Source organism: Pseudomonas sp. H1_D05 (assembly GCF_054682705.1).
In genome coordinates, this window is the sequence record NZ_CP162825.1 from 4578796 (window position 1) to 4602681 (window position 23886).

22 protein-coding genes and 2 pseudogenes are annotated in these 23886 nt (G+C 59.7%); 13 read left to right on the forward strand and 11 right to left on the reverse strand.

From position 1 onward, the window contains the following. The first annotated feature begins 46 nt into the window (after positions 1-46). The 8 genes from AB4O11_RS20730 to AB4O11_RS20765 all read left to right on the forward strand — a co-directional run bounded on the left by AB4O11_RS20730 (position 47) and on the right by AB4O11_RS20765 (position 6842). Positions 47-1369: an MFS transporter gene (locus AB4O11_RS20730; protein WP_038368111.1), complete on the forward strand. Its 1323-nt coding sequence runs from the start codon at positions 47-49 to the stop codon at positions 1367-1369. A gap of 153 nt (positions 1370-1522) precedes the next feature. Next, positions 1523-2515, forward strand: coding sequence for an AraD1 family protein (gene araD1 / locus AB4O11_RS20735; RefSeq protein WP_460090616.1), 993 nt, complete (start codon positions 1523-1525; stop codon positions 2513-2515). Positions 2516-2524: 9 nt separating this feature from the next. Next, positions 2525-4105, forward strand: a complete 1581-nt coding sequence (locus AB4O11_RS20740) for an aldehyde dehydrogenase (NADP(+)) (protein ID WP_460128256.1) — start codon at positions 2525-2527, stop codon at positions 4103-4105. Between the two features lie 100 nt (positions 4106-4205). Beyond that, positions 4206-4517 carry a DUF5629 family protein gene (locus AB4O11_RS20745; protein ID WP_186624256.1) on the forward strand — a complete coding sequence of 104 codons (312 nt, stop codon included), beginning with the start codon at positions 4206-4208 and terminating at the stop codon, positions 4515-4517. Further along, complete coding sequence (locus tag AB4O11_RS20750) at positions 4504-5679, forward strand: lactonase family protein (protein WP_460128260.1); 1176 nt, start codon at positions 4504-4506, stop codon at positions 5677-5679. Before AB4O11_RS20745 ends, AB4O11_RS20750 begins: the two co-directional genes overlap by 14 nt. A gap of 156 nt (positions 5680-5835) precedes the next feature. Further along, positions 5836-6015 (forward strand): hypothetical protein, encoded by a 180-nt coding sequence (locus tag AB4O11_RS20755; protein ID WP_007917967.1) that lies wholly within the window; start codon positions 5836-5838, stop codon positions 6013-6015. 360 nt (positions 6016-6375) lie between these two features. Continuing rightward, complete coding sequence (locus AB4O11_RS20760; RefSeq protein ID WP_093437841.1) at positions 6376-6588, forward strand: hypothetical protein; 213 nt, start codon at positions 6376-6378, stop codon at positions 6586-6588. After that, positions 6585-6842 carry a hypothetical protein gene (locus AB4O11_RS20765; protein WP_093437845.1) on the forward strand — a complete coding sequence of 86 codons (258 nt, stop codon included), beginning with the start codon at positions 6585-6587 and terminating at the stop codon, positions 6840-6842. Before AB4O11_RS20760 ends, AB4O11_RS20765 begins: the two co-directional genes overlap by 4 nt. Positions 6843-6979: 137 nt before the next feature. Here the strand turns inward: AB4O11_RS20765 and AB4O11_RS20770 are convergent, their stop codons facing one another. Genes AB4O11_RS20770 through AB4O11_RS20780 form a run of 3 tightly spaced genes read right to left on the reverse strand, consistent with a single transcriptional unit; the run spans position 6980 to position 12443 of the window. Then, positions 6980-7564, reverse strand: a complete 585-nt coding sequence (locus AB4O11_RS20770) for a glutathione S-transferase (protein ID WP_460128263.1) — start codon at positions 7562-7564, stop codon at positions 6980-6982. Further along, positions 7561-11202 carry an SbcC/MukB-like Walker B domain-containing protein gene (locus tag AB4O11_RS20775; protein WP_460128265.1) on the reverse strand — a complete coding sequence of 1214 codons (3642 nt, stop codon included), beginning with the start codon at positions 11200-11202 and terminating at the stop codon, positions 7561-7563. Before AB4O11_RS20775 ends, AB4O11_RS20770 begins: the two co-directional genes overlap by 4 nt. Next, on the reverse strand, positions 11199-12443 hold the full coding sequence (locus AB4O11_RS20780) for an exonuclease SbcCD subunit D C-terminal domain-containing protein (RefSeq protein WP_460128269.1): 1245 nt from the start codon (positions 12441-12443) through the stop codon (positions 11199-11201). Before AB4O11_RS20780 ends, AB4O11_RS20775 begins: the two co-directional genes overlap by 4 nt. A 211-nt stretch (positions 12444-12654) precedes the next feature. Between AB4O11_RS20780 and AB4O11_RS20785 the strand changes: the two genes are divergently transcribed. The 5 genes from AB4O11_RS20785 (at position 12655) to AB4O11_RS20805 (ending at position 15857) form a co-directional block, all read left to right on the forward strand. Continuing rightward, entirely contained in the window at positions 12655-13131 is a 477-nt protein-coding gene (locus AB4O11_RS20785) for a hypothetical protein (RefSeq protein ID WP_427119435.1), read from the forward strand. A gap of 738 nt (positions 13132-13869) precedes the next feature. Beyond that, the gene (locus AB4O11_RS20790; protein WP_134173654.1) at positions 13870-14211 is read left to right on the forward strand and encodes a hypothetical protein; all 342 of its coding nucleotides are present in this window, start codon (positions 13870-13872) and stop codon (positions 14209-14211) included. Between the two features lie 286 nt (positions 14212-14497). Continuing rightward, on the forward strand, positions 14498-14800 hold the full coding sequence (locus AB4O11_RS20795) for a hypothetical protein (protein ID WP_175554550.1): 303 nt from the start codon (positions 14498-14500) through the stop codon (positions 14798-14800). A 211-nt stretch (positions 14801-15011) separates the two neighbouring features. Beyond that, positions 15012-15452 (forward strand): hypothetical protein, encoded by a 441-nt coding sequence (locus AB4O11_RS20800; protein ID WP_460090623.1) that lies wholly within the window; start codon positions 15012-15014, stop codon positions 15450-15452. Positions 15453-15665: 213 nt separating this feature from the next. Next, on the forward strand, positions 15666-15857 hold the full coding sequence (locus AB4O11_RS20805; protein ID WP_460128272.1) for a hypothetical protein: 192 nt from the start codon (positions 15666-15668) through the stop codon (positions 15855-15857). Between the two features lie 112 nt (positions 15858-15969). On the opposite strand, the gene AB4O11_RS20810 is transcribed toward AB4O11_RS20805, so the two are convergent. The 8 genes and pseudogenes from AB4O11_RS20810 to AB4O11_RS20845 all read right to left on the reverse strand — a co-directional run bounded on the left by AB4O11_RS20810 (position 15970) and on the right by AB4O11_RS20845 (position 23440). Then, complete coding sequence (locus AB4O11_RS20810; protein WP_460128274.1) at positions 15970-17607, reverse strand: BatD family protein; 1638 nt, start codon at positions 17605-17607, stop codon at positions 15970-15972. Then, a pseudogene (locus tag AB4O11_RS20815) lies at positions 17604-17813 on the reverse strand (hypothetical protein); the annotation flags it as partial. The pseudogene AB4O11_RS20815 and the gene AB4O11_RS20810, both read right to left, overlap by 4 nt. Positions 17814-17991: 178 nt before the next feature. Next, positions 17992-19342, reverse strand: a pseudogene (locus AB4O11_RS20820) (tetratricopeptide repeat protein); the annotation flags it as partial. Further along, on the reverse strand, positions 19339-20418 hold the full coding sequence (locus AB4O11_RS20825) for a vWA domain-containing protein (RefSeq protein WP_093437901.1): 1080 nt from the start codon (positions 20416-20418) through the stop codon (positions 19339-19341). The pseudogene AB4O11_RS20820 and the gene AB4O11_RS20825, both read right to left, overlap by 4 nt. Continuing rightward, positions 20411-20908, reverse strand: coding sequence for a DUF4381 domain-containing protein (locus tag AB4O11_RS20830; protein ID WP_460090629.1), 498 nt, complete (start codon positions 20906-20908; stop codon positions 20411-20413). Before AB4O11_RS20830 ends, AB4O11_RS20825 begins: the two co-directional genes overlap by 8 nt. After that, positions 20905-21849: a DUF58 domain-containing protein gene (locus AB4O11_RS20835; RefSeq protein ID WP_093437905.1), complete on the reverse strand. Its 945-nt coding sequence runs from the start codon at positions 21847-21849 to the stop codon at positions 20905-20907. Before AB4O11_RS20835 ends, AB4O11_RS20830 begins: the two co-directional genes overlap by 4 nt. Before the next feature lie 5 nt (positions 21850-21854). Beyond that, a complete protein-coding gene (locus AB4O11_RS20840; RefSeq protein WP_007913915.1) occupies positions 21855-22814 on the reverse strand; it encodes an AAA family ATPase in 960 nt (319 codons plus the stop codon). A 272-nt stretch (positions 22815-23086) separates the two neighbouring features. Further along, on the reverse strand, positions 23087-23440 hold the full coding sequence (locus AB4O11_RS20845; protein ID WP_320337003.1) for a hypothetical protein: 354 nt from the start codon (positions 23438-23440) through the stop codon (positions 23087-23089). Positions 23441-23886: the final 446 nt, after the last annotated feature.

The window sequence follows — 23886 nt, forward strand, 5'->3', positions numbered from 1 at the left end:
GGCGTCCCCCGAGGTTCTATAAAAACAACAATCGGAGACCGATCTCATGAGCCAGGAACTGCGGCTAATCCGGCGCATTACGCTGAAACTGATTCCCTTCCTGATCCTGCTGTACCTGATCGCCTATGTGGATCGCTCCGCCGTCGGCTTCGCCAAGCTGCACATGGGCGCCGACATCGGTATCGGCGACGCCGCCTACGGCCTCGGCGCCGGGCTGTTCTTCATTGGCTACTTCCTTCTCGAAATCCCCAGCAACCTGATGCTCGAACGCTTCGGCGCACGGCGCTGGTTCGCGCGGATCATGATCACCTGGGGCGCGATCACCATCGGCATGGCCTTCGTTCAGGGCCCGCACAGTTTCTACGTGATGCGCTTTCTGCTCGGCGCGGCCGAGGCGGGGTTCTTCCCCGGCGTTCTCTACTACATCACCCAATGGTTCCCGGTGCGCCATCGCGGCAAGATCCTTGGCCTGTTCATCCTCTCCCAGCCGATCGCGATGATGATCACCGGCCCGGTGTCCGGCGGCTTACTCGGCATGGACGGCGTCCTCGGCCTGCATGGCTGGCAGTGGCTGTTCATCGTCATCGGCACCCCGGCGATCCTCCTGACTTGGCCAGTGCTGCGCTGGTTGCCGGACGGCCCGCAACAAGTGAAATGGATGGATCAAGCCGAGAAAGACTGGCTGACCGGTGAGTTGAAAAAGGATCTGCAGGAGTACGGCCAGACCCGCCACGGCAATCCGCTGCATGCGCTGAAAGACAAACGTGTGTTGTTGCTGGCGCTGTTTTATCTGCCGGTGACGTTGAGCATTTATGGCCTCGGTCTGTGGCTGCCGACGCTGATCAAACAGTTTGGCGGCAGCGATCTGGTCACCGGTTTCGTGTCGTCGGTGCCGTATATCTTCGGGATCATCGGCTTGCTGATCGTGCCGCGCAGTTCCGATCGTTTGAATGATCGTTACGGGCATCTGGCGGTTCTGTATGTGCTGGGCGCGATTGGCCTGTTCCTGAGTGCGTGGCTGTCGCTGCCCGTGGCGCAATTGGCGGCGTTGTGTCTGGTGGCGTTTGCGCTGTTTTCCTGCACGGCGGTGTTCTGGACCTTGCCGGGGCGCTTCTTTGCCGGCGCGAGTGCGGCGGCGGGGATCGCCTTGATCAACTCGGTAGGGAACCTGGGCGGGTACATCGGGCCGTTCGTGATTGGGGCGTTGAAGGAGTACACCGGCAATTTGGCTTCGGGATTGTATTTCCTCTCTGGAGTGATGGTGTTCGGTTTGATCCTGACGGGCGTGGTTTACCGCGTGCTGGAACGCAAACACGTCCTGCCAGTCGACCAATTCGCCGCCAGCGCCCGTGGCGCCACCCGCACCTAACTGCTGGAATTCACGCAAATCCCTTGTGGGAGCGAGCTTGCTCGCGAAGAGGCCATCACATTCAACATTGTGAGTGACTGATACACCGCTTTCGCGAGCAAGCTCGCTCCCACAGTGGAACGGCGGTGTTTTTAGAGGGAATAGGAGAAAATCATGCATCTGGTTCAATTCGAATTAAGCAACCGCGAACGCCGCGTCGGCGTGGTCGACAACGATCTGGTGCGCGAAGTGCTAGACGCGCGCAGCGTGCGCGAGCTGGCGCTCGCCGCCATCGAAGCCGGCAACACCCTCGAGCAGCAAGTGCAAACCCTCGGCCTCGGCATCAGCCACGACTACGCCGAGTTGCTGTCGCAACTACGCATCCTGCCGCCCCTTGACCATCCGGACCCGGCGCACATGCTGGTCAGCGGTACTGGCCTGACCCACCTGGGCAGCGCCTCGGCGCGGGACAAAATGCACCAGCAGGCCGGCGACGAAGCGGCGATGACCGACACCATGCGCATCTTCAAATGGGGTGTGGAGGGCGGCAAACCGGCGGCGGGGCAGGCCGGTGTGCAACCAGAATGGTTCTACAAGGGCGACGGCAGTATCGTCGTTCGCCCGGGTCAGCCGTTCCCGGTGCCGCCGTTTGCTGAAGACGCTGGCGAAGAACCAGAGATGGCCGGCCTCTACCTCATTGGCAACGACGGCAAGCCTTATCGCCTGGGCTTTGCGGTGGGCAACGAGTTCTCCGATCACATCATGGAGCGCAAGAATTACCTGTACCTCGCGCACTCGAAATTGCGCAGTTGCAGTTACGGCCCGGAACTTCGCACCGGTGAACTGCCTCAACATCTGGCAGGCACCAGTCGCATCCTGCGTGACGGTGAAGTGCTCTGGCAGAACGAGTTTCTCAGCGGCGAGGCGAACATGTGCCACAGCCTCGCCAACCTCGAATACCACCATTTCAAGTACAGCCAGTTCCTGCGTCCGGGGGATGTGCACATTCATTTCTTCGGCACCGCGACCCTGTCGTTCGCCGATGGCATCCGCACCCAGCCGGGCGACGTCTTCGAAATCAGCCAGGCCGAATTCGGCGCCCCGCTGGTCAACGGCATCGTCCCGGTTCCAGCGGCATTTGAACCGGACAGCATCGGCACCCTTTAAGGAGATCCCATGACTCAGATTCTCGGTCACAACTACATTGGTGGTCAGCGCAGCGCCGCTGGCGACGTCAAACTGCACTCCGTCGATGCGACGACGGGCGAACAGTTGCCGCACGATTTCATTCAGGCCACGGTTGAGGAAGTCGACGCAGCGGCCAAAGCTGCCGCTGCCGCGTACCCGGCCTATCGCAGCCTCAGCGCCGAACGCCGCGCGCAGTTTCTCGACGCAATTGCCGATGAACTCGATGCCCTCGGTGATGATTTCGTCGCCGTGGTCTGCCGCGAAACGGCGTTGCCGGCCGGTCGCATTCAAGGCGAGCGCGGGCGTACCAGCGGGCAAATGCGTCTGTTCGCCAAAGTGCTGCGCCGTGGCGATTTCTACGGTGCGCGGATTGATCTGCCGTTGCCGGATCGCCAGCCATTGCCACGTCCTGATCTGCGCCAATACCGCATCGGCCTCGGTCCTGTCGCGGTGTTCGGTGCAAGCAACTTTCCACTGGCGTTTTCCACGGCCGGCGGCGACACCGCAGCGGCGCTGGCCGCCGGTTGCCCGGTGGTGTTCAAGGCCCACAGCGGTCATATGGCCACGGCTGAGCTGGTCGCTGACGCGGTGATTCGTGCAGCGGAAAAAACCGCGATGCCTGCCGGTGTGTTCAACATGATCTACGGCGGGGGCGTCGGTGAATGGCTGGTCAAGCATCCGGCGATTCAGGCAGTCGGTTTCACCGGTTCGCTCAGAGGCGGACGCGCACTGTGCGACATGGCCGCTGCGCGCCCGCAACCGATCCCGGTGTTTGCCGAGATGTCGAGCATCAACCCGGTGATCGTCCTGCCGCAGGCCCTTGCCGAGCGTTCGGAAACGGTTGCCCGCGACTTGACTGCTTCAGTGGTGCAGGGCTGCGGTCAGTTCTGCACCAATCCGGGCCTGGTCATCGGCATCCGCTCGCCAGAGTTCAGCGCGTTCGTGCAGCAGGTTGCGGGTTTGATCGGCGATCAACCGGCACAAACCATGCTCAACGCCGGCACCCTCGGCAGTTATGGCAAAGGTTTGCAGAAGCTGTTGGCGCATCCCGGCATCGAGCATCTGGCCGGCAATCCGCAGCAGGGTAATCAGGCGCAGCCGCAATTGTTCAAGGCCGATGTGAGCCTGTTGATCGATGGCGATGAAGTGCTGCAGGAAGAAGTGTTCGGCCCGACCACGGTGATTGTCGAAGTGGCGGACAAGGCGCAACTCAGCGCTGCGCTGCATGGCCTGCACGGGCAACTGACCGCGACGATCATTGGCGAGCAGGCGGACTTTGAACGTTTCCCTGAGCTGACGCCGTTGCTGGAACAGAAGGTCGGGCGGATCCTGCTTAACGGTTATCCGACGGGTGTCGAGGTGTGCGATTCGATGGTGCATGGCGGGCCGTATCCGGCGACGTCCGATGCCCGTGGCACATCGGTGGGCACGCTGGCCATCGACCGTTTCCTGCGTCCGGTGTGCTTCCAGAATTACCCGGACAGCTTGCTGCCCGAGCCGCTGAAGAACGCCAACCCGCTGCGCATCCAGCGCCTCGTCGACGGCAAGCCCTCACGCGACGCGTTGTAACTGACAGCCAATATCCCCTGTGGGAGCAAGCTCGCTCCCACAGGGATTGAGTCCACAATGAGCTATCATTGCCGGTTTCCCCCTGAAAGACTTTACTGCCATGACTGCCCAAACCCTTCTCAACGCCCTCGAACACTGCGGCATGGTCGAAATCGACGGCTTGCACGCCTTCGAATTCGCCCTCGACGAAGACGACAATCTGCACATCGAATGCATCGATGGCCGCGCGGCCAAGCATTGGGAATTCACGCCGGCGCAGGTTGCAGCGGCAACGTTTGACGAAGACCTGCAGAGCTGGCTGGTCATTGGTTATGCCAGCGACACCAAAACCACTGGCGAACACCGCTTGGTCTGCCTTGGCGATGTAGTCAGCAGCAGCGACGACGAGGATGACACTAATGAAAATGCGTAAATTCTGGCCGCTGCTGATGGCCGGCAGCGTCGGTGCCATGGGCCTGTCCACGGCGTACGCCGAAAGCTTCCAGTTGCTGGTCGGCTCCTACACCGCTGGCACCAGCCAGGGCATCTATCGCATGAACTTCGACAGCGCCACCGGCCAGATCGCCGCCAAACCGCTGCAAGTGGTGAAGAGCGAAAACCCGTCGTGGCTGACCCTGTCCAAAGACCAGCATCGCTTGTTCGTGGTTAATGAAAACGGCCCCGGCCAGAAAGACCCGGTCGGGCGTGTCAGCAGCTATTCGATCGACCCGAAGACTCACGCCCTGAGCCTGATCAATCAGGTGCAGAGCCTGGGCAACGAGCCGACTCATTCGAGCCTCAGCGGTGACGCCAGCCACTTGTTCGTCAGCAACTACTCGGTGGTGGAAGACCCGGGTGGAACGCTGGCGGTACTGCCGGTGGGTGCTGACGGCAAACTCAAACCGGTGGTGCAGATGAGCGCGCACCCGGCGAGCCGGGTCAACCCGGAGCGCCAGGCCTCCAATCACGTCCATTCGACGGTCTCTTCGCCGGACGGACGCTACGTGTTCTCCAATGACTTGGGCGCAGACAAGGTCTTCATCTACCAATTCGATCCCAAGGCCAACCCGGAGCTGCCGTTGACCCCAGCGAAAACCGCATCCGTGGCATTGCCTGCCGGCAGCGGCCCGCGTCATCTGCTGTTCAGTGCTGACGGTAAACACGCCTGGCTGACCATGGAAATGAGCGCGCAAGTCGCTGTGTTCGACTACGACGACGGCGTGCTGACCCAGACGCAACTGGTCGATCTGGCCGCCGGCCAGCCGACTTCGGACAAGGCTGCGGCGGCGCTGCACGCCTCGGCGGATGGCGAGTTCCTCTACGTCAGCAACCGTGGCACCGCCAATCAACTGCTGGTCTTTGCGATCGATCCGGCGAGCGGCCAGCTCAAGGAACTGCAAAAGCGTTCGGTGGAAGGTGATCACCCGCGCGAGTTCAGCCTTGATCCGAGCGGTAAGTTCCTGCTGATTGCCAACCAGAAGAGCAACGAAATTGTCGTCGTCGAGCGCGATGGCAAGACCGGTCTGCTCGGCAAAACCGTGCAGAAACTGCCGATGGACGCGCCGAGCGACCTCAAGTTTCTAGTGCGACAATAAGCCACAGGCCCCGGTTTACGGGGCCTGCCTCTTTGTATTAATCGCGCTGATATCGGGTAATGCTACAAAGCATTTCAAGCGATCAACCCTCGAGCGTTAAGTTTGCTTCACGGCCCAACCGGGCAAACAAGCCAACCGAACACGAGGGTTACCGCCATGAACTTCAATCTCTTCTCCGTGATTGCCGCTTCCGCCATCTCCGCTACCGTTGTACTGCCAGCCAGTGCCAACGTTGAAATCAACAGCAAAAAATCCCACACCCAGAGCTACACCCAGAAATACCTGCAACAGAGCGCCAACTTCTACGCCGCTCTGGATCACAAAGCCCAACACTGAAATCTTCGCCTCGACCACAGCTGCCGAAGGCTGCGATCTGTTGAATTTGTTGATCGTTCCCACGCTCTGCGTGGGCATGCCTCTAGGGACGCTCTGCGTCCAGTGACGCGGAGCGTCACGGGCTACATTCCCACGCAGAGCGTGGGAACGATCCGTACAGCAAACTCAACAGATCGCAGCCTTCGGCAGCTTTTGTGTGTGGGCGAATCGAAAAATGGGCCTGATAGGTTTTCTTCAACACGTAAATAGACTGGCTAAATAATCAACGAAGCTGATGTTTACTATGGCAAACCCTGAGTGGTTGCCACGGCTTTTTTGATTGATTCTGTGGGCATCGAAACATGCCCACGGGAGAACACCATGGCCAGCGCAATCCTTCATTCAGCCAAACGCGGCGCCTATCTGGCCATCGGTCTTTACCTGGCCGTGGTGTTGGTCGTCAGCATCGCCTCGCAGATGGAACACAGTTTTGAAGCGCCGATTCAAGTCGCCCACCCCGGCGTGCAGTTCGAAGTTCGCTCGCAAAGCGTGATGGTCGACCGGGCTGAGCTCGCAGGAGTTGGCGGAGCATGAAAGGCTACAGACTTTGGGTTGTCGCCGGTTTAGCGTTCTTCACCAACGGCGCTTCATTATTGGGAATCGGCCAAGGCTCGGTGGGTGCATTGGCCCGCGCCATAGAGGCCAATCACACCATCGCGCACAACATCGAACGGGCGAATACCCTGGGGCTGATGGCCGGCAATCCACCGGTAAAAGTCTCGGCTGATTTTCTCGGGCCGTTCGAGATAGATTGCATGGCACTGGGCATGTGCCAAGCGCTGGCTTGACCCTGTAGGAGTTGATCGTTCCCACGCTCCGCGTGGGAATGCAGCCCCGGACGCTCCGCGTCCGATTGGAACGCAGAGCGTCCCTTGAGGCATTCCCACGCAGAGCGTGGGGAACGATCAAAGCAGGAAGGTAAGGGTTATTTCTTCATGATCGAAGTGAAGAGCTCGGACTCAAGGAAGCGCTGCAACCAGGCCTGCAACCGAACATAAGGCGTCTGCGCAAACCACTCACGATCAACATGGGCGAACTGCCGAACGAAGGGCAGCAGGGTGATATCCGCCAGGCTCGGATGATCAGCTAGCAAGTAATCGCGATCGGTCAGCAGCTCCTCCAGCCTCTGCAAGTACAGCGCCCCCTCAGCCCGATAAATCTCCATCGGTTGCTCCGGGTAACGTTCGGCGTACTTGTAGCGATTCAAATGCACTTTGAACCCTTGATCATTTGCTTCGATCAATTCAGCAATCCGCGAGTCGCCATCAAGCAACCAATCCTGCGGATCATTCTGCGCCAACGCCCAGCGCATGATCTCCAGACTCTCGTCTATCACCTGCCCACCGGCATCCAGCACCGGCACAGTGCCCTTGGGCGAGATCGCCAGCATCTCGGCCGGCTTGGCCTTGAGGCTGACTTCGATGATGTCCACCGGCACACCCGAATAACGCAATGCCATCCGCGCCCGCATCGCGTAAGGGCAGCGGCGGAAGGAGTACAGCGTGTTCATTTCACCTCCAGTGTGCTCAAACCGTTGCCTTGACGCTGTACCTGAATCTGCACCGGAATCCGCTCGTGCATTTCCTGCACGTGGGAAATCACCGCAACTTTGCGGCCCTGCGCCTGCAAACCGTCCAACGCATCCATCGCCAGTTGCAGCGACTCCGGATCAAGGCTGCCAAAACCTTCATCGATAAACAGCGATTCGATTTTCAGCGTGCTCGACGCCATCGATGCCAGCCCCAACGCCAAGGCCAGCGACACCAGGAACGTCTCGCCGCCAGACAACGAATGCACCGAGCGCAGCTCATCGCCCATTTCCGTGTCCATCACCAGCAGGCCGAGCATGCTGCCGCCGCGTTTCAGGCGATAGCGCTTGACCAGTTGGCGTAACTGCACGTTGGCGTGATGCACCAGTAAATCGAGGTTGTAGGCCTGGGCGATCTTGCGGAAGGTGTCGCCGGTCGCAGAACCGATCAAGGCACTCAATCGCGCCCAGCGCTGATACACGGCATAGGCCGAGGCGATCTGCTGCGCCAGCGCCTGATTGGCGTTTTGCCGGCGCTGGTCTTCGACCTGTTCGGCACGCAGTTCGGCGCATTGCTGTTCGCTGACGGTGAACTGGTTCTGCAGGTCGGCGAGGGCGCTGGCCAGTTGTTCGGCATCGAGATTGCCGTTGTGCTGCGCCTGATGATCGAGCAACAAGCGATCACGCTCCTGCAACAACACCTTGGCCTGTTCGATGGCTTTTTCGTTGTGCTGCAAGCGCTGGCGCAGTTCGGCGACTTGCCCGTCATCGACTCGCAACAGATCTTCGAGGCCACCGTCATCCAGCTCCGGGTGGCGGGCGCGCCACTCGGCAATCTTGCCGGCCAGGTCCTGCTCTTCGTTTTCCAGTGCCTGCAAACGCTCTTGTTGCGCCTTGAGTTCGGCGGCGATCTGCACCCGTTGCGTGCGCACATTCTGCAGTTCCTGCGCGGTAGCGGTTTCGGCGTTGCGCGCCTGTTCGACCGCTTGCTCAAGCTGCTGCTGCCAGTGCTCGGCGCTGCTGTGCTCGCCAAGCAACTGGGCGAGTTTTTGCTGGCAGGTTTGCTGTTGCTCGGTGAGTGCCGTGAATTGCTGTTCGGCGCTGAGCAACTGCTGTGCGCGGGTCTGCTGGCGATCCTGTTCTTTCTCCAGCGTCTGTTGGCGCTGTTGCTGCTCGGCCTGTTCTTCTTTCTGCTGCTCGACTTGCGCCAGGCGCTCGGCGATCTGCCGGTCAAGCTGCATGAAGGTCGCGGCTGGTTCCTGGCGCAAGGCTTCCAGGGTGTCGGCCGGCAACAAACTGCCGAACGTGCTGAGTTCTTCGTCGAGACGCTGACGGTCGCTGCTCAGCTCGCGCTGCTGATTGCTCAGGTGCTGCGCGGCTTGCTGGTGCGCGGTTTCGGCCTGACGCAATTGCTGGGTCAGCCGCGCGGCATCCTGTTGCAAGGTGAGCAGGGCGTTCTGGCGTTGTTCGTCCTGAGTGATGCTCTGGTTCAGTTGCTCGTTTTGCCGGGCGAGCCAGGCATCGCGTTTGTCGGCGTCCTGATTGAACAACTGCGTGGACAGCGGATGCGCGTCGAGGCTCGGCGCCAACGCTTGCTGCTGGGCGGCCAGTTGTTCCTGCTGTTGCAGCAGTTCTTTCTGCTGAGCAATGACGCCAACGACTTCGGCGCGCAGTTCAGTGAGTTTTTCCTTGAGCTGATCGACCACTTGCTGGGCGTTGGCCTGCTCGCTTTCATCATGACGACCAAGGCTTTGCAGCAGCGCTTCGGGCTGATGATAGGGATGCTCGTTGCTGCCGCAGACCGGGCACGGCTGATCGTCCTGCAACTGCGCGCGCAATTCTTCGACACTGGCACTGCGCGCCAGACGCTGGCGTTCAAGCAGTTCGCGAGTGACGTTGAGGGTTTGCTCGGCGACGGTCAGCTCGGCTTTGGTTTTCACGCCGTCCTGAGTCAGACGTTCGCGTTCCTGCTGGGCGCTGAGCTGGCGCTGTTGCAACTCGGCGCTGCGCTTTTCCAGATCCTGTTGCGTGGCCCACAGGCGTGATAAATCTTCGAAGGCGCGCAGTTGCTTGCGGTTGTCCTGCAACAGCGTGCCGAGGATGCCGATCTGCTCAGCGACGGCGTCGGGTTCGGCGCCGGCCTCTTTGAACAGTACTTCCAGTTGCTGCTTTTGCGTGGTCAGCTCTGCGGCGCTGCGCGTGGCGTTTTCTTCGAGGCTCGCCAGTTCGGTCTGGCCCTTGTTCAAGCGATTGCCGATCAACATCAACTGTTGCAGGCGATCGCGGTAGGCATTCCACGCATCACTCAGTGGTGCCAGATGGGTACTTTGCTCCAGCTCAGCGGCGATGCGTTGCAGGCGTTCGGCGACTTGGGTCTGTTTATCCAGCAAGGCTTGAATGGCATTCTGGCCCTCGGTGCAAGCCTGCTGCGCATTGAGCCTGGCTTCGGTACTTTGCGCGACATCCTTGGCCAGACGGGCGAGGGTGCTTTGCTCTTCGAAGGCCTGACGCAATAGCGGCGCGTTTTCACTTTGCCGTTGTTGCGCTTCGCTCAGAGCGACTTTCGCTGCTTCGAGATTCTGCTCCAGTTGCGTCTGGCGCTCAGTCAGTTCGGCATGTTGCCGGGTGTGCGCGGCAATTTGCGCGGCCAGTGGCGTCAGCAGGGCATCGAGTTCGCTTTTGCGCGCGAACTGATGCCGCTGCGGGCCGAGCTGCTCCAGTCGCGTCAGTTTTACCCGCTCGCCGGCCAGACTTTCCGAATGCTGTTGCGCGCTGTGCAATTGCTCGGCGGCCGCTTGCTGCGCGTCCTGCAACACACGCAAATCCTTGAGCCAGCCGTGCTGTTGCTCAAGCTGTTTGAGCTGCGCCTGCTGCAACTTCATTTGCTGTTGCGCGGCGTTGAAGCGCTCATCCAACTCGGCCCGCGCTTCGGGCGCCAACGGGGTCACGCCGGTCGCCTGATCCTGCAACAGCTTATGCGCTTCGCGGGCTTCTTTAGTCTTGTCGAAGGCGCGGCGGCCGAGACGGGTGTACAGGGCGGTGTCGGTGAGTTTTTCCAACAGTTCGCTGCGGTCGTTGTCGTCGGCCTTGAGGAACGCACTGAACTCGCTCTGCGCCAGCAGCACGGCGCGGGTGAACTGTTCGAAGTTCAGGCCGAGCGCAGCTTCCAGCTGAGTTTTGTATTCACCTTTCTGGCTGGCGAGCAGTTGATCCTGATCGATGTCGCGCAGGCTCTGCCGGCTGGCCTGCAGCTTGCCGCCGGCCTTCTCGCGGGCGCGATTAGCTTCCCAACGTGCCCGATAGCGACGGCCATCGACACCGACGAAATCCACTTCGGCATAACCTTCGCCGGTACCGCGACGCAGCAAGGTGCGCGGGTCGCCGGTGGCAATTTCGCCGTCGGCATCGGGGACTTTGGCGTCACGGCCGGTGTTGTTCAGGCGCGGCACCGCGCCGAACAGCGCCAGGCACAAGGCGTCGAGCAAAGTACTTTTACCCGCGCCGGTCGGGCCGGTAATCGCAAACAAACCGGCACTGGCCAGCGGTTCAGCAGTGAAATCGATTTCGAACGGGCCGGCCAGCGAGGCGAGGTTCTTCAGGCGAATGGCGAGAATCTTCATGGCTGCTCGCCCTCCAGTTGTACGTCTTGCAGCAGTTCGGCGAAGTCCTTCAGCGTTTGCTCGTCGACCTCGCTGCCATAGTTGTCGAGCCAGGCGCGGCTGAACAGTTCTTGCGGGGTGAGTTGGTCAAGTTCGATCAGTGCGGTGCCGTCTTCGACGCCGTCAGCGCCTCGGTTGCCGGCGTACTCGGCGGCGATGCGCACCAGGCGCACAGCTTTGCCTTGCAGGGCGCTTTCGACTTGATGGCGCAGATCCGGCTGTGGCTCGTCGAGGGTTACGCGCACTTCCAGCCACGGCTGGCGTTGGGTTTCGGCGAGCAGGTCGATGTTCGGCAGGTCGGCCAGTTGCAGCAGGATTTCGGCCAGCGGTGCCGGGCCGATGCGCTGCAGATTGACCGAACGCGGGATCAGTTTCGGCTCGACGCTGACCAGGGTTTCGCCGTCGAGAGTGACGTCGAGGATCTGGTGCTGATAGCTGATCTCCGAGAACGACAACGGAATCGGCGAACCGCTATAGCGAATGCGCTCTTCACCGTTGACCTTCTGCGGTTTGTGCAAATGGCCGAGGGCGACATAACTGATGCTCGGCCCGAACAGGCTGGCGGGCAGGGCTTCAGCGTTACCGATGATCAGGCTGCGCTCGGAGTCTTCTGACACCGAACCGCCGGCCATATGTGCATGGCTGATGGCGATCAGCGCCTGACCGGGTTGGCGCTTGGCGTTGGCAGCCTCGATCAGCCATTCGTGCACCTGACCGATGCCACGCAAATAGTTGTCGCCCAGATGCGCGCCCGTCACCTCTGCTGGGCGCAGGAACGGCAGCGCCAGGCACCACGCGGCGATTTCGCCGGTTTTATCCGGCAACGGCAGGAGCAGGCGTTCGGCATCCAGTTGCCCGTCATCCAGCCACAACACCCGGCCCAGCGCATGCGTGCGCAGACGGCGCATCAGCGGCGCGGGCAGTTCGATCCGCGAGCCGGAATCATGGTTGCCGGCAATCATCACGATGGTCAGCAACGGCTGCTGCTCGTGGGCGCTGACGATGAAATCGTAGAGGCGTTCCTGGGCTTTGACCGGCGGATTGACCGTGTCGAAGATGTCCCCGGCAATCAGCAGCACATCCGGCTGCGCCAGTTGCAGTTGGCGCAGCAGCCATTCGAGGAAGCACGCATGCTCGAAATCGCGCTCCTGGCCGTGCAGGTTTTGCCCAAGGTGCCAGTCGGAGGTGTGGAACAGACGCAAGGTGGACTCCGCAACATATAAAGAGGTGATGGCCGCGAGGAAATGAAGGGCGGCGAAAGAGGGGAGAGTTTACAGATTATTGCGGCGGGGGGCTTGTCCGGACGGGACGTAGCCGGGCATTTCGACGAATCCCTTCATTGACGCCCAAACAGCAGCTATCTAGTATCTGGCCATCATATTGATATTGCCTCGACCGCATGGAGCAAACGCAGTGCAACTGATCAATTCTATTCCCCCGGTTACCGACACTGAAAAATATGATGCCTGGAAGAAACAGTGGGCGAATCAGGAGAGGTTGGATATGCATTCGTATATCAATGATCAATGCCACCCGGAACAGATGCTGGTGTTTTCGACATTGTTCTTCCCGACGTTCGTCCTGTCTCAAGGGGGCGTTTTTCTAGAGCGAAATTTTTCAGTAGAAACGTTGGCGCGCTGCTTGAGCCTGGCCTCTCACGACATGGCAGAGGCTGAACGGCTGTTGAATTATGTGAAGCTCTACGATGTTTTTGGTCAATACGGGGATGGCGTGTCGACCGCCATATTTCTTCAGTTGTGCGAGGTCATTGGGTTTGCCTGGCGCATGGTGCTGAAGGAAAAATTCCCGGACAAGTTATTCAGTGTCGAGGTGTCGAACTCCGATGAGAATTACGGCCCGGTGGTTACGTTTTATCAGGTGAAGAAATGATTGATAGTGGGTTGGCAGGCTTTCCGCCCGGAGAATACGGACAGTGAAGATACTTTGCCCGAGGTGCGAGCAGGACCACATTGTCGGTGCCAGTATCAGGGCTACCGGGACTGAGCTATTTATATGTCCAGAGTGTGACGCCATCTGGTTTGCAATTGAGAAAGTTGGCGTTGAACCTTTTATGGATTTTGGTACTTACATGAAAAGCCTGGGGCTTTCAATGCTGTGGGACGAGTTGGACATCATTTCCGAAGGGCCTTAGGCGGTGTGAATCTGGCGTGGAGGGAGGTTCTGTCCCGGTTCTGTCTTCAGATAGCCGAGCACTTGGTGGTTGTCCGACAAGCTTCAAAAAATATTCGTGTCAGGTGGGAGTATGCACGGTGGGTTGCGAATGGTGTGTAATCGAGCAGTTCTATTCGCTGGGCGAATATGATCGTTTTGTGGTTTGGATCAATCATCAAGTAGTGGGGCTGCGGAACGCGTTCCGGTAACAGACAGCTTCGCCGGTCCGGGGTTTGATGAGTGTTGGTACAAATGCACCGACAGCGCAGTGGTCTGGCGTTTGGTTGCGCCCGATCCTCCTTTTCGTGGGTATTGGGCGCCGCTTGATTGAAGTCCTTTTATAACGTTGGCTTTTACGTTCGGTTCATGCGGGTTAAACGGAGGCAGATAACGTTTGAACCGGGCGTTGTCCCGGTTCTATCTAAAAATACCCGTGTGCAAAAAGAGAACGTTGAGATGAATGATTTCGAGTCGGTTAAAAACCTTATCATCCAATTGGTAAAAGAAAAGACCGGTGATTTTGATGGCGATAGCTGGGAGGCTGATTACAAACTGAACTGGGAGTCCGAGTTGGCGGAAAGGCTCGAGATTGCTCTTTTCAGTATGTCTAAAATGGCCTCCGCCAGGGAGAGTGGCGATGATGTCATGTTGACGGCGGCGCTGGTGCATTCACGGATGAACTTCATGGATCTCGCGAATTTTTTCAGGGACATCTTTGACGATCTGGATGCGCTGCTCGTAAAACCAGTCTGGCCAGATATTCCTGAAGGGTTTGATTATGGAAAAAGCGCGAATTAACGGGCAGTGTGGTTTTATTCCGAGGGGATCCGCGAGGATAATGGGACAGACCACGTTTAAATAAACGTGGTCTGTCCCCGGTTCTGCGCAAAGTGTTCTATGAAAACAGGGTTAGAGAGGCGCTGGACGATCCATCAAAAAAAGTTGGTGTAACGACCGTCAGGTTCGTGCGTGAAGACCCTGGGTCAGTCCGTCCTGACGCGATGAGAGTTACTTACATAATTGATGGGAAGGCTAAAACCGTACTCTTTAAAAACGAGCCCCATCAAATTCCGGAGGTTATATAGTGATTACTGAAGATATAAAAATCGTCCAGGAAATCTTCCAGGAAGTCGAAGCCGGTATCGTCCATGGCTACGATGCATTCAGCTACGGTGTCGAGTTGGGTGAGGGATACATTGAGACGGAGCTGGGTGTTGAGAAGGACGGAGTGGAGGACTGGAACGTCGAGACCGATATGAACGACGCGAAAATTCTGCGTCTTGTAGGCGAATTACAGGCCAACGCAGACAAGCGTGGAGAACCATGGAAGTCATTTGTCATGTCTTATCGCGAAGGCGAGCAAGTGAAAACGAAATTCCAGTATTGATTCGAGATGACACATTCTGGCATCCCGGGATTGCAGCAGGCGGCACTTGCCGCCTCTTGTCGTTTACCTGACAGGTACAGATAGACTGCGCTCGGACGGAGGATAATGGGACAGACCACGTTAAGAAAGTGTTCCAAAAACGTATTCTGTCCCCGTTTTACCCCGTTTAAATAAACGCGGTCTGTCTCGAGGGATCAAAGGTCTTTAATTTATGACAGTTGAAAATGAAGAAGGCCATCTCCTGAATGTTATTGCTGAAATTGGCGTATTGGAGTGGCAAAAGTATCAACAGCGTTTTCCAAAAGTAAGGGTCGCGAATGAAATGCAGCGGGAGGATGATTCTGCGCTGCCACCCTTCATCGCTTTCAGGTTTGAGTGTATTAGCAAGGTTGATATCGACAAGTTAAAGGCCGCCGTGGAAGGCTACAAGGGGTCTTTACCATGGTCGCTTGTTGGCCGGTCACGAGAAGGGCTACCTGGGATTAACTGGATGATTGCACCGTCAAGGTTGTGGGACGTGGGTGAATGTGCTTTGCAAGCAAACATGACGGCAGCGGCCTATTTGTCCATTCATGAACCTTTACTTGGTCCAGTGGCATACGAGGATTTAATTGGACTCACGGAACATATTCGTTCTGTGTTTGATCACTGAGGATACTGGGACAGACCTCGTTTAAGTAAAAACGTGGTCTGTCCCTGAGGGATCCACTTAGAAGAGGGGATGATTGGAACAATCAATTTCCGGAGGAGAGAGAGTGATTGCTGAAGATTTTGAACTTGTGGCAGCCATTTTTCAGCTGGTTGAGGCCGGAATTGTTCACGGTTATGACGCCTTTCGATACCGCGTTGAATGGGGGGGAACTATATGGAGGCAGACCTCGCCGTTGAAAAAAATGGCTCAGAAATCTGGGACGCTGAAACTGATTTCAATCATTCGAAAATCTATGCGCTTGTAGAAAAATTACACGTGCATGCAGTCGCTCGCGGTGAGCCCTGGAAGGCATTTGTTCTCTCCTATCGCGAAGGCGAACAAGTGAAAACGAAATTCGACTATTGATTCTGATTGTCTTCAGCCTTTTTTCCCTAAAGCAAAATCGAAAAATCGCAGCCTTCGGCAGCGCCTACACATACCCTCTGTAGGAACTGCCGAAGGCTGCGATCTTTTGCTTTTACTTCGGATAAAGCGGCGGCAATCCACTATCACCCACCGGATCCTGCACCCGTTCCGCCGCCGGAATAGTCCGAATCGCCCGCCACAAATCCTCACCCTGCCAGTGCTGCCCCGTCTCGCTGTACAGCGCACCATTCAACCCGTCCAGCGCATCCGACAACGGCACAAACCGCGCTGCCATGTCCGCCAGTGTCTCTGGCTGCTGCCGCGCCCACGCATCCAGTGCCTGCCGCGTCGCCTGCGGGTCATTCGCCTGGCTCGCCCGCTTGATGTCATCCATCAACGTGCGCGGGCTCGGGCCGGTTTGGGCGGCGCGATGCACCGCCGGTTGCCAGCGTGCGCGCCACCACAGGCCGAAGCCGAGGAGGGTGGTGCAGGCGAGGATCAGGGTGCTGAGTTTCCACCACCACAACACATCGTTATCGACGATGCTCGGTTGCAGGTTGCCGGTCGGGGTGTCGACTTGCAGGCTCGGGTTGTTGGCCACTTGCAGAGTGCGCGCCGGCAGGCTGCTGTGTTCGAGGTGGTCTTCGAAGGTGTTCCACCAAACCAAGTCCACCGTCGGCAATTCGATGGCGCCGCTGCGACTTGGCACCAGCGCTTCGCGTTCTTCGCGGCTGCCGACGATGCCCCGGTCGGTGCTTTGGTTGCTCAGCACCGGTTGATCGGGGTAGCGGCGCAGGCCGTTGACGTCGGTGGCGGGCAGCGCTGGCAGTTGTGAGCTGGCGAGGCCTTCGACTTTCAGGGTCAGGCTACGCGTCATGGAATCGCCGACCTGCGTGTGTTCCGGTTCCGGGTTCCAGCTTTCGCTGAGGCTCAGGCTGCGCGCGGGCAGCCATGGCGCGTCGACCGGATAGGTCAGCGGTTTGGGTTTGACGATCAGGGGAATTTCGGCGGAACTGACGCGCATCAGTTTGCCCGGCTTTGGCCCCTGCGCATTGGCATCCTGTGACGGCTGCGTATCGACCAGTGTCGCGCTGAAGGTCTGCGGCGCGATGGTCAGCAAACCGCTGTGCTGCGGGTAGATCGCGTAGCGCATTTCGATCACGCCATGGCGCACGCCGTTGAGGTCTTTTTCGTAGGTACGCGTGTCGCCGAGCTGTTCGATGCGCGCATCGGCGATTTGCAGCGGCGTCAGGCTGCTGTCGTCGTACAGCGAAACGGAATGGTAGATGCGTAAAGTCAGGATCGCCTGCGCCTGCACGTAGACGCTGGACTGATCGAGGCTGGCTTCGATGAACACCGGATCAAGGCTGTTCTGGTTCTCGCGGGTGTCGCTCTCGACCACTTGCACGGTGATCGGCTGGCTCTGCGCGTCGCCCAGTTGCAGCGGCGGGATCACCACGCTGCCGTTTTCTTTCGGCAGCAGAGTGATGATCCAGCGCGTGGTCGCGCGGTTGTCGCCATTGAGGGTGTTGAGCTGGTTGACTTGCCGCGTGCCGCGCACTTCGAACAACGCTTCCAGCGCGGTCAGGTCGGGTTTGCCGAACTGGGTGACGTCGCTGGTTTCGAGGGTGAGTTCGACCGTCTCGCCGGAGTTCAGGCGACTGCGATCCACGCTGGCTGTGAGCTCGGCCGCGTGGGCGGTGGCCGTGCAGAGCAGCAGGGGCAGCAAGAGAGCGGTGAAGCGGGTCATCGAGTGTTTTCCTGATCCTGATGTTGTTGCTGTTCGTACCAGAATTTGCGTCGCAGCAATTCGCCCGGATCGTCGGGGATCTTGCCCAGCCATTGTTCCAGTGCCTGACGTTGCTCGCCTTCGAGGTTGTCTTCACTCGGGCGCAGCGTCGGCACGGTGTCCGTTTGCTCTTCTTCGTCGCTGCCCGGCACCTCGTTGGGGCCGGGCTGCGGCGGTGTGGTCGGTGGCGGTTCGCTGGCCGATTCGGTCGGTTGCGCCTCGCTCTGGGTTTCACTTTTACCGCCGGTGGCGGTGCGGTCGCTGGCGGTGGTTCGTCGCCCGGCAGACTTTGCTGTTCGCTCGGTTTGGTGTCCGGCTCGGCGGGCGGCGGTGTGTTTTTCTGCTTGAGCAGGTTTTCCACCAGCGCCTTGTTGGTCTGCGCCGGGCGCAAATCCGGTTGCAGTTCCAGTGCCTGTTCATAGGCGTCGATTGCCGCTTCCAGCTCACCACTTTGCGCCAAGGCGTTGCCACGATTGTAGTGGGCGCGGGCGTCGCTGCCTTCGGCGAAGCGCTGGGCGGCGCCACTGTAGTCGCCGGCCTCGTACAACGCCACCCCTTGCCACTGATGATCTTCGAAATGTTGGGCGGCTTCGACCGGGCGCTTTTGCTTGAGCAAATGCAGGCCCTGTTGGTCGGGACGCAGCCACAGGTCTTCGAAGTCGAAAGCGTAGCTGGGCTGCGGCAGGCAGAACAGCAAAGGCAGGCAGAACAACCAGCCGCGCCGCCCGGCGCAAGCGGCGAGCAACAACAGCGGCAACAGCAGCCAGTAACCCTGATCGGCCCAGGTATCGAGGCGCACGGTCTGGCCGTCGTCGCGCAGGCTGCGCGGACCGTTGAGCAGGCCGAGCGCGCCAAGATCCGCTTCGTCGAGGCGAGCAGGGTGGTATTCGCCACCGACGCTGTTGAGAAACGCGCTCAGGCCCGGACTGTCGAGTTGCGGCACGCGAATCGCGCCTTGCTCGTCCTTGAGGAAACTGCCGTCCTCTTGGGCAATCGGCGCACCTTCGGCGGTGCCGACGCCGAGCATCAGCAGTTGTGCCGACTCACCGTTGAGGGCACGCCGAATACCCTGGCGTTCCTCTTCGTTCAATGACGAGCCGATCAACAGAATCCGCCCCTGACCGAGCGCGCCTTGTTTGAGCAAGGCCAGCGCTTTACTCACGGCCAGATCAGCGCGATGGCCGCTTTCCGGCATCAACGAAGGCTTGAGCGCATCGAGCAGATTGCGGCTGGTCGCCAGGTCATCCGACAGCGGCACCAGCGTGTGCGCGCTGCCGGCGTAGACGACGATGGCGGTCTGCGCATCGCTGCGCGCCTGCAACAGGTCGAACAGCTTGCGCCGGGCCTGTTCCAGTCGTGTCGGCGGCGAGTCGGTGGCGAGCATTTCCGGGGTCAGCTCCAGTACCACCACCAACGGATCGGCGGGTTTCTGGCTGGTCTGTTCGACGCGCTCCCAACTCGGTCCGAGCAGCGCCAGAACCGTCAGCAGCCACGCCACGCCAAGGGCAACCCATGGCAGTTTGCTGTCACGACCATTGCCGCCACTGAGCAGGGTGGCATGAAACGCCGGCGGCAAAATCATCTGCCAGCGCCCGGCGCGCTTCTGCCGATGCCAGAGTTGCCAGATCAGCCAGCCCAGCAGCGGTAGCAACAGCAACCACCACGGACGGAACCAGTGCGGCCAGAGCGCGATCATCGGCGCCTCCGCAGACGCAGACGCTTGAGGCGCTCGCGCCAATCAGGCAACGGACTTTGCAGATACAGCTCCTTGGTGAACAGGCGTTGCAGCGGGTTGTCCGGCCACAATTCACGCGCGACCAGCAACAGACTCAGCCACAGCGCCAGCGCCAAAGGCCAGTGATACAAGGCTTGTGCCGGACGGGCCTGAGTCGGTTGTTGGGTCACGGGTTCGAGTTGGTCCAAGGTATCTTTGATTGCTTGCAGTTCCTTGCCGTCGTGGGCACGGAAGTACTGGCCGCCGGTGACTTCGGCGATGGCTTTGAGCGCTGGCTCGTCGAGGTCCAGACTTGGATTGACTCCAAGCAAACCGGTCGAACCACTGTCCTCGGGATTGGCGCCGATACCGATCGGATAGATTTTTACGCCTTCGCTGGCGGCCAGTTTTGCCGCCGTCAGCGGATCGATTTCGCCGCCATTGTTCGCGCCGTCAGTGACCAGAATCAGCACACGACTTTGCGCCGGACGCAGGCGCAGGCGTTTCAGCGCCAGACCGATGGCGTCGCCGATGGCGGTGTTTTTGCCGGCAATGCCGATCCGCGCTTCGTCGAGCCAGACGCGCACGGTGCGGCGATCAAAGGTCAGCGGTGCTTGCAAATAGGCCTGACTGCCAAACAGGATCAGGCCGACACGGTCGCCATCGCGGCTTTCAAGGAAATCGCCGAGCAGGTGCTGAACCAGGGTCAGACGACTGACTTCTTCGTCCTGCCACTGCATATCCGGGAAATCCATCGAACCGGACACGTCCACCGCCACCAGCAGATCACGCCCACTGGCAGCAATCGGCAGCGGTTCGCCGAGCCATTGCGGGCGGGCGGCGGCAGTCAGCAGCAATAGCCACAAGAGCATGAACGGCGCCTGTTGACGCCACGCCGGAAGGTTGGCGCGAGCGCGACGGCGGGCGAGGCCTTCCAGATCGGCGAGGAAACTGACTTTCAGGGCTGGCTCGCCACTGTCGGCCACCGGCAGCACGAGGCGCATCAGCCACGGCAGCGGCACCAGCACGAAGATCCACGGCCAGGCGAACTCAAACATGTTTGCGAATCCACGTGTCGACCGCTTGGGTCAGGCCGGCGATGGCTTTGTCGTCGAGTTTGCATTCCGGTTTGTACGCGCCTTCAACCAGCACCATCCAACGGGTGAGGCCGGCAGCCGGGCAACGGTTGTCGAGGAACGCCAGCCATTTACGCCCATTGAGGGTGTGGCTCTGGCTGTAGGGATAGTGGTTGCGGCACAGGCGTTTGAGCAGGCCGTTAAGTTGCTGCAACCACGCCCCGGCCGGCGCGCCGTCGTAGGGTTTGGGCATTTGTGCGAGTTCAGCGAGGGCGGCGACGCGCACCGGGTCGAGCGGCTGTTCGGCACGGACGATCGGGCGTTTCTTCATCGGGATGAAACGGCGCAGACGCCATACGGCGTAGCCCAGCAGCGGCAGCAACAGAAGCAGCAGCCACCAGCCCGGAGCCGGTGGCCAGAAGGCAATCGGTGGCGGCGAGATCAGCGGTTGCAGTTGTTCGAGGCCGTTCATCGACCTTTCCCCGGACGCTGCGGATTGAGGAATTCGCGCATCTGCTCGACCATTTCACTTTGCGTGCTCAGCGGCATCAGCAATACCCGCAATTTTTGCGCGAGCAATTCCCAACGCGCGATGCGTGCTTCGGCCTGGGCGCGATAGGTCTGGCGCAGGTCGAAATTCAGCGTATCGAGTTCGAGTTGCGCGCCGCGTTCGGCGAATCGGAGAAGACCGGCGGCGGGCAGGGCGTGATCGAGGGGATCGGACAGCGGCAGCATCAGCAAATCACAATGGCGCGAGAGCAGGCTCAATTGTTGTTCAGCGCTGTCGGACAACGCGCGCTCGTCGCAGATGACGATCACCAGACTGCCCGGGCGCAATACTTCACGGGCACGACGCAGCGCCACGCCAAACGCATCGCGATCCGGCTCGCGCTCGCTGTGCAGCGACTGATTAACCTTGACCAAACGGTTGAGCAGTTGCAGCAGGCTTTGTTTGCTGCGCCGTGGCTTGATTTCGTAGTGCTCGTTGTCGCCGAACACCAGCCCGCCAACCCGGTCGTTATGGCCGAGCGCGGCCCAGCCGATCAGCGCCGCTACTTGCGCTGCCAGTACCGATTTGAACATCAGCCCGGAGCCGAAAAACAGCCGTGTGCTTTGCTCGACCATGATGAAAATCGGCCGCTCGCGTTCTTCATGGAACAGCTTGGTGTGCGGCTCCTGGGTGCGCGCCGTCACGCGCCAGTCGATGGTGCGCACATCGTCGCCGGCCTGATAGACCCGCACCTGATCGAAGTCGACGCCGCGACCACGGAATTTCGAGTGATGCAGGCCGATCAGCGGGCTGCGCTGGCTCGGCGTGGAAAACAGCTGCACTTCACGCACGCGGTGGCGCATCTCGATCAGCTCGGCGAGGCTGACGCGGATGCCCGGTTCGGACGGCAGGGGGGCGTTCATCGGGGTCAAGCGACGGCTACGACGTCGAGAATCCGCTGCACCACCCGATCCTGATCGATGCCGGCGGCTTCGGCTTCAAACGACAAAATGATGCGGTGACGCAACACGTCGAACAGCACCGCTTGAATGTCTTCCGGGCTGACGAAATCGCGACCGGCCAGCCAGGCGTGGGCGCGGGCACAGCGGTCGAGGGCGATGGAACCGCGCGGGCTGGCGCCGTAGGCGATCCACTCGGCCATTTCCGGGTCGAACTTGGCCGGGTTGCGCGTGGCCATGACCAGTTGCACCAGGTATTCCTCCACGGCGTCGGCCATGTACAGACCGAGGATTTCCTTGCGTGCGGCAAAGATCGCCTGCTGGCTGACGCGGCGTTCAGGCTTGGTCTCGCCGTTCAGCGCTTCGCCACGGGCCTGCTGGAGGATGCGGCGTTCGACGGCAGCGTCCGGGAAACCGATTTTCACGTGCATCAGGAAACGGTCGAGTTGTGCTTCCGGCAGCGGATAGGTGCCTTCCTGCTCGATCGGGTTCTGCGTGGCCATCACCAGAAACAGCGGCGACAGCTCATATGTACTGCGGCCGACACTGACCTGACGCTCGGCCATGGCTTCGAGCAGCGCCGATTGCACCTTGGCCGGGGCGCGGTTGATTTCGTCCGCCAGCACCAGGTTGTGGAAGATCGGCCCTTGCTGGAACACGAAACTGCCGGTTTCCGGGCGATAGATCTCGGTGCCGGTGATGTCGGCCGGCAGCAGGTCCGGGGTGAACTGAATGCGATGGAACTGGGCTTCGATGCCCTCGGCGAGTTCTTTGATCGCTTTGGTCTTGGCCAGACCCGGAGCGCCCTCGACCAGCATGTGGCCGTCGGCGAGCAGGGCGATGAGCAAACGCTCGATGAGTTTTTCCTGGCCGAGAATCTGCGTTGAAAGAAAGGTTCGCAGCGCCAGCAGCGCTTCACGATGTTCCATCGGTGACTGTTCCTGGAAAGGGGTGGCCACAGGCGTTCGGATAACGCCGGGGCTGGGGGCGTTACTTTAATCCATCGCGGGGGGTGGCGACTAACGGCATTTTGCGCAAAGTGCGGGAAATGACTGGGGCATTTGTTGGAATTTTGTAGAAGCGGGGAGGGGTAGTGTTCTTTCGGGCCTCTTCGCGAGCAGGCTCGCTCCCACATTTTGAGCGGCGTACATCCGTCAATGTGGGAGTGAGCTTGCTCGCGAAGAGGCCTATTCAGACACCATCAAACTTCGTTAATGAAGGTACCCGTCCCATCAAGGATATTCGTCAAGGTCTCGACCACCTCATCCATTTCCACCATATCCGGGTTAAAGCTGATCTCCAGCACATCATCCCCGTTCAACGCATCGGCATCCGCCGCACCAATCTCGATCTTCAACAGGTTCGAGGTCAGGGTGACTTTCACCCCGTCCAGCGTCGAAGGTTCGCCATCCAGGGTGATCTCCAGCTCATCCTCGTCCGGGTAGCGGCTCATCAGGAACATGTCGCCCTTGTCGCTGTGGCAGCAGAGCATAGCCATGTTGTCTTCTTCGTCATCGCACGGGTTGACGATCAGTAGGGCGGTGGTCATTTGCATGGTCAATTCCTGCCTCTGGGGGCGTGTTGGTCGCTAATGGGCGCGATTCTGCCAGTCCTCGGGAATTTCTGCATGTGAGAGTGTCAGAGGATGTGTCGTGAACGCGACATGGATCAATGGTCATTTCTGGCACGCATGTACCGTAAAAACGGGCATTCAGACCAGCATTTTCCGCCACGACTGCTAGTGTTTACCGGTGCCAGACCCTCGGTTTACGTGCCAATGACCGAATATGTCGCAGCACCGCAAGCAGACACATTGTCGCACCCTTTAAGCTGCGCAACGGATGAGCACCCGTAAAGGCATTGTCGGCACCGCTGGCAGTCGCTTTTGCAGATGCTCATTCTATGGAAGGTGAATGTGACCTGAGTGTCCCGTCCAGCTTCACCCACCTGTCCCCCTGTTTCCTCTGCCCGAGAATCAGGAACAGGGCGACACAAGCCCCG

What these genes read in the sequence shown, in the direction of transcription:
- AB4O11_RS20730 (WP_038368111.1), top strand. Translation starts at nt 47, where the DNA reads ATGAGCCAGGAACTGCGGCTAATCCGGCGCATTACGCTGAAACTGATT.
- araD1 (WP_460090616.1), top strand. Translation starts at nt 1,523, where the DNA reads ATGCATCTGGTTCAATTCGAATTAAGCAACCGCGAACGCCGCGTCGGC.
- AB4O11_RS20740 (WP_460128256.1), top strand. Translation starts at nt 2,525, where the DNA reads ATGACTCAGATTCTCGGTCACAACTACATTGGTGGTCAGCGCAGCGCC.
- AB4O11_RS20745 (WP_186624256.1), top strand. Translation starts at nt 4,206, where the DNA reads ATGACTGCCCAAACCCTTCTCAACGCCCTCGAACACTGCGGCATGGTC.
- AB4O11_RS20750 (WP_460128260.1), top strand. Translation starts at nt 4,504, where the DNA reads ATGAAAATGCGTAAATTCTGGCCGCTGCTGATGGCCGGCAGCGTCGGT.
- AB4O11_RS20755 (WP_007917967.1), top strand. Translation starts at nt 5,836, where the DNA reads ATGAACTTCAATCTCTTCTCCGTGATTGCCGCTTCCGCCATCTCCGCT.
- AB4O11_RS20760 (WP_093437841.1), top strand. Translation starts at nt 6,376, where the DNA reads ATGGCCAGCGCAATCCTTCATTCAGCCAAACGCGGCGCCTATCTGGCC.
- AB4O11_RS20765 (WP_093437845.1), top strand. Translation starts at nt 6,585, where the DNA reads ATGAAAGGCTACAGACTTTGGGTTGTCGCCGGTTTAGCGTTCTTCACC.
- AB4O11_RS20770 (WP_460128263.1), bottom strand. Translation starts at nt 7,564, where the DNA reads ATGAACACGCTGTACTCCTTCCGCCGCTGCCCTTACGCGATGCGGGCG.
- AB4O11_RS20775 (WP_460128265.1), bottom strand. Translation starts at nt 11,202, where the DNA reads ATGAAGATTCTCGCCATTCGCCTGAAGAACCTCGCCTCGCTGGCCGGC.
- AB4O11_RS20790 (WP_134173654.1), top strand. Translation starts at nt 13,870, where the DNA reads ATGAATGATTTCGAGTCGGTTAAAAACCTTATCATCCAATTGGTAAAA.
- AB4O11_RS20800 (WP_460090623.1), top strand. Translation starts at nt 15,012, where the DNA reads ATGACAGTTGAAAATGAAGAAGGCCATCTCCTGAATGTTATTGCTGAA.
- AB4O11_RS20805 (WP_460128272.1), top strand. Translation starts at nt 15,666, where the DNA reads ATGGAGGCAGACCTCGCCGTTGAAAAAAATGGCTCAGAAATCTGGGAC.
- AB4O11_RS20810 (WP_460128274.1), bottom strand. Translation starts at nt 17,607, where the DNA reads ATGACCCGCTTCACCGCTCTCTTGCTGCCCCTGCTGCTCTGCACGGCC.
- AB4O11_RS20825 (WP_093437901.1), bottom strand. Translation starts at nt 20,418, where the DNA reads ATGTTTGAGTTCGCCTGGCCGTGGATCTTCGTGCTGGTGCCGCTGCCG.
- AB4O11_RS20830 (WP_460090629.1), bottom strand. Translation starts at nt 20,908, where the DNA reads ATGAACGGCCTCGAACAACTGCAACCGCTGATCTCGCCGCCACCGATT.
- AB4O11_RS20835 (WP_093437905.1), bottom strand. Translation starts at nt 21,849, where the DNA reads ATGAACGCCCCCCTGCCGTCCGAACCGGGCATCCGCGTCAGCCTCGCC.
- AB4O11_RS20840 (WP_007913915.1), bottom strand. Translation starts at nt 22,814, where the DNA reads ATGGAACATCGTGAAGCGCTGCTGGCGCTGCGAACCTTTCTTTCAACG.
- AB4O11_RS20845 (WP_320337003.1), bottom strand. Translation starts at nt 23,440, where the DNA reads ATGCAAATGACCACCGCCCTACTGATCGTCAACCCGTGCGATGACGAA.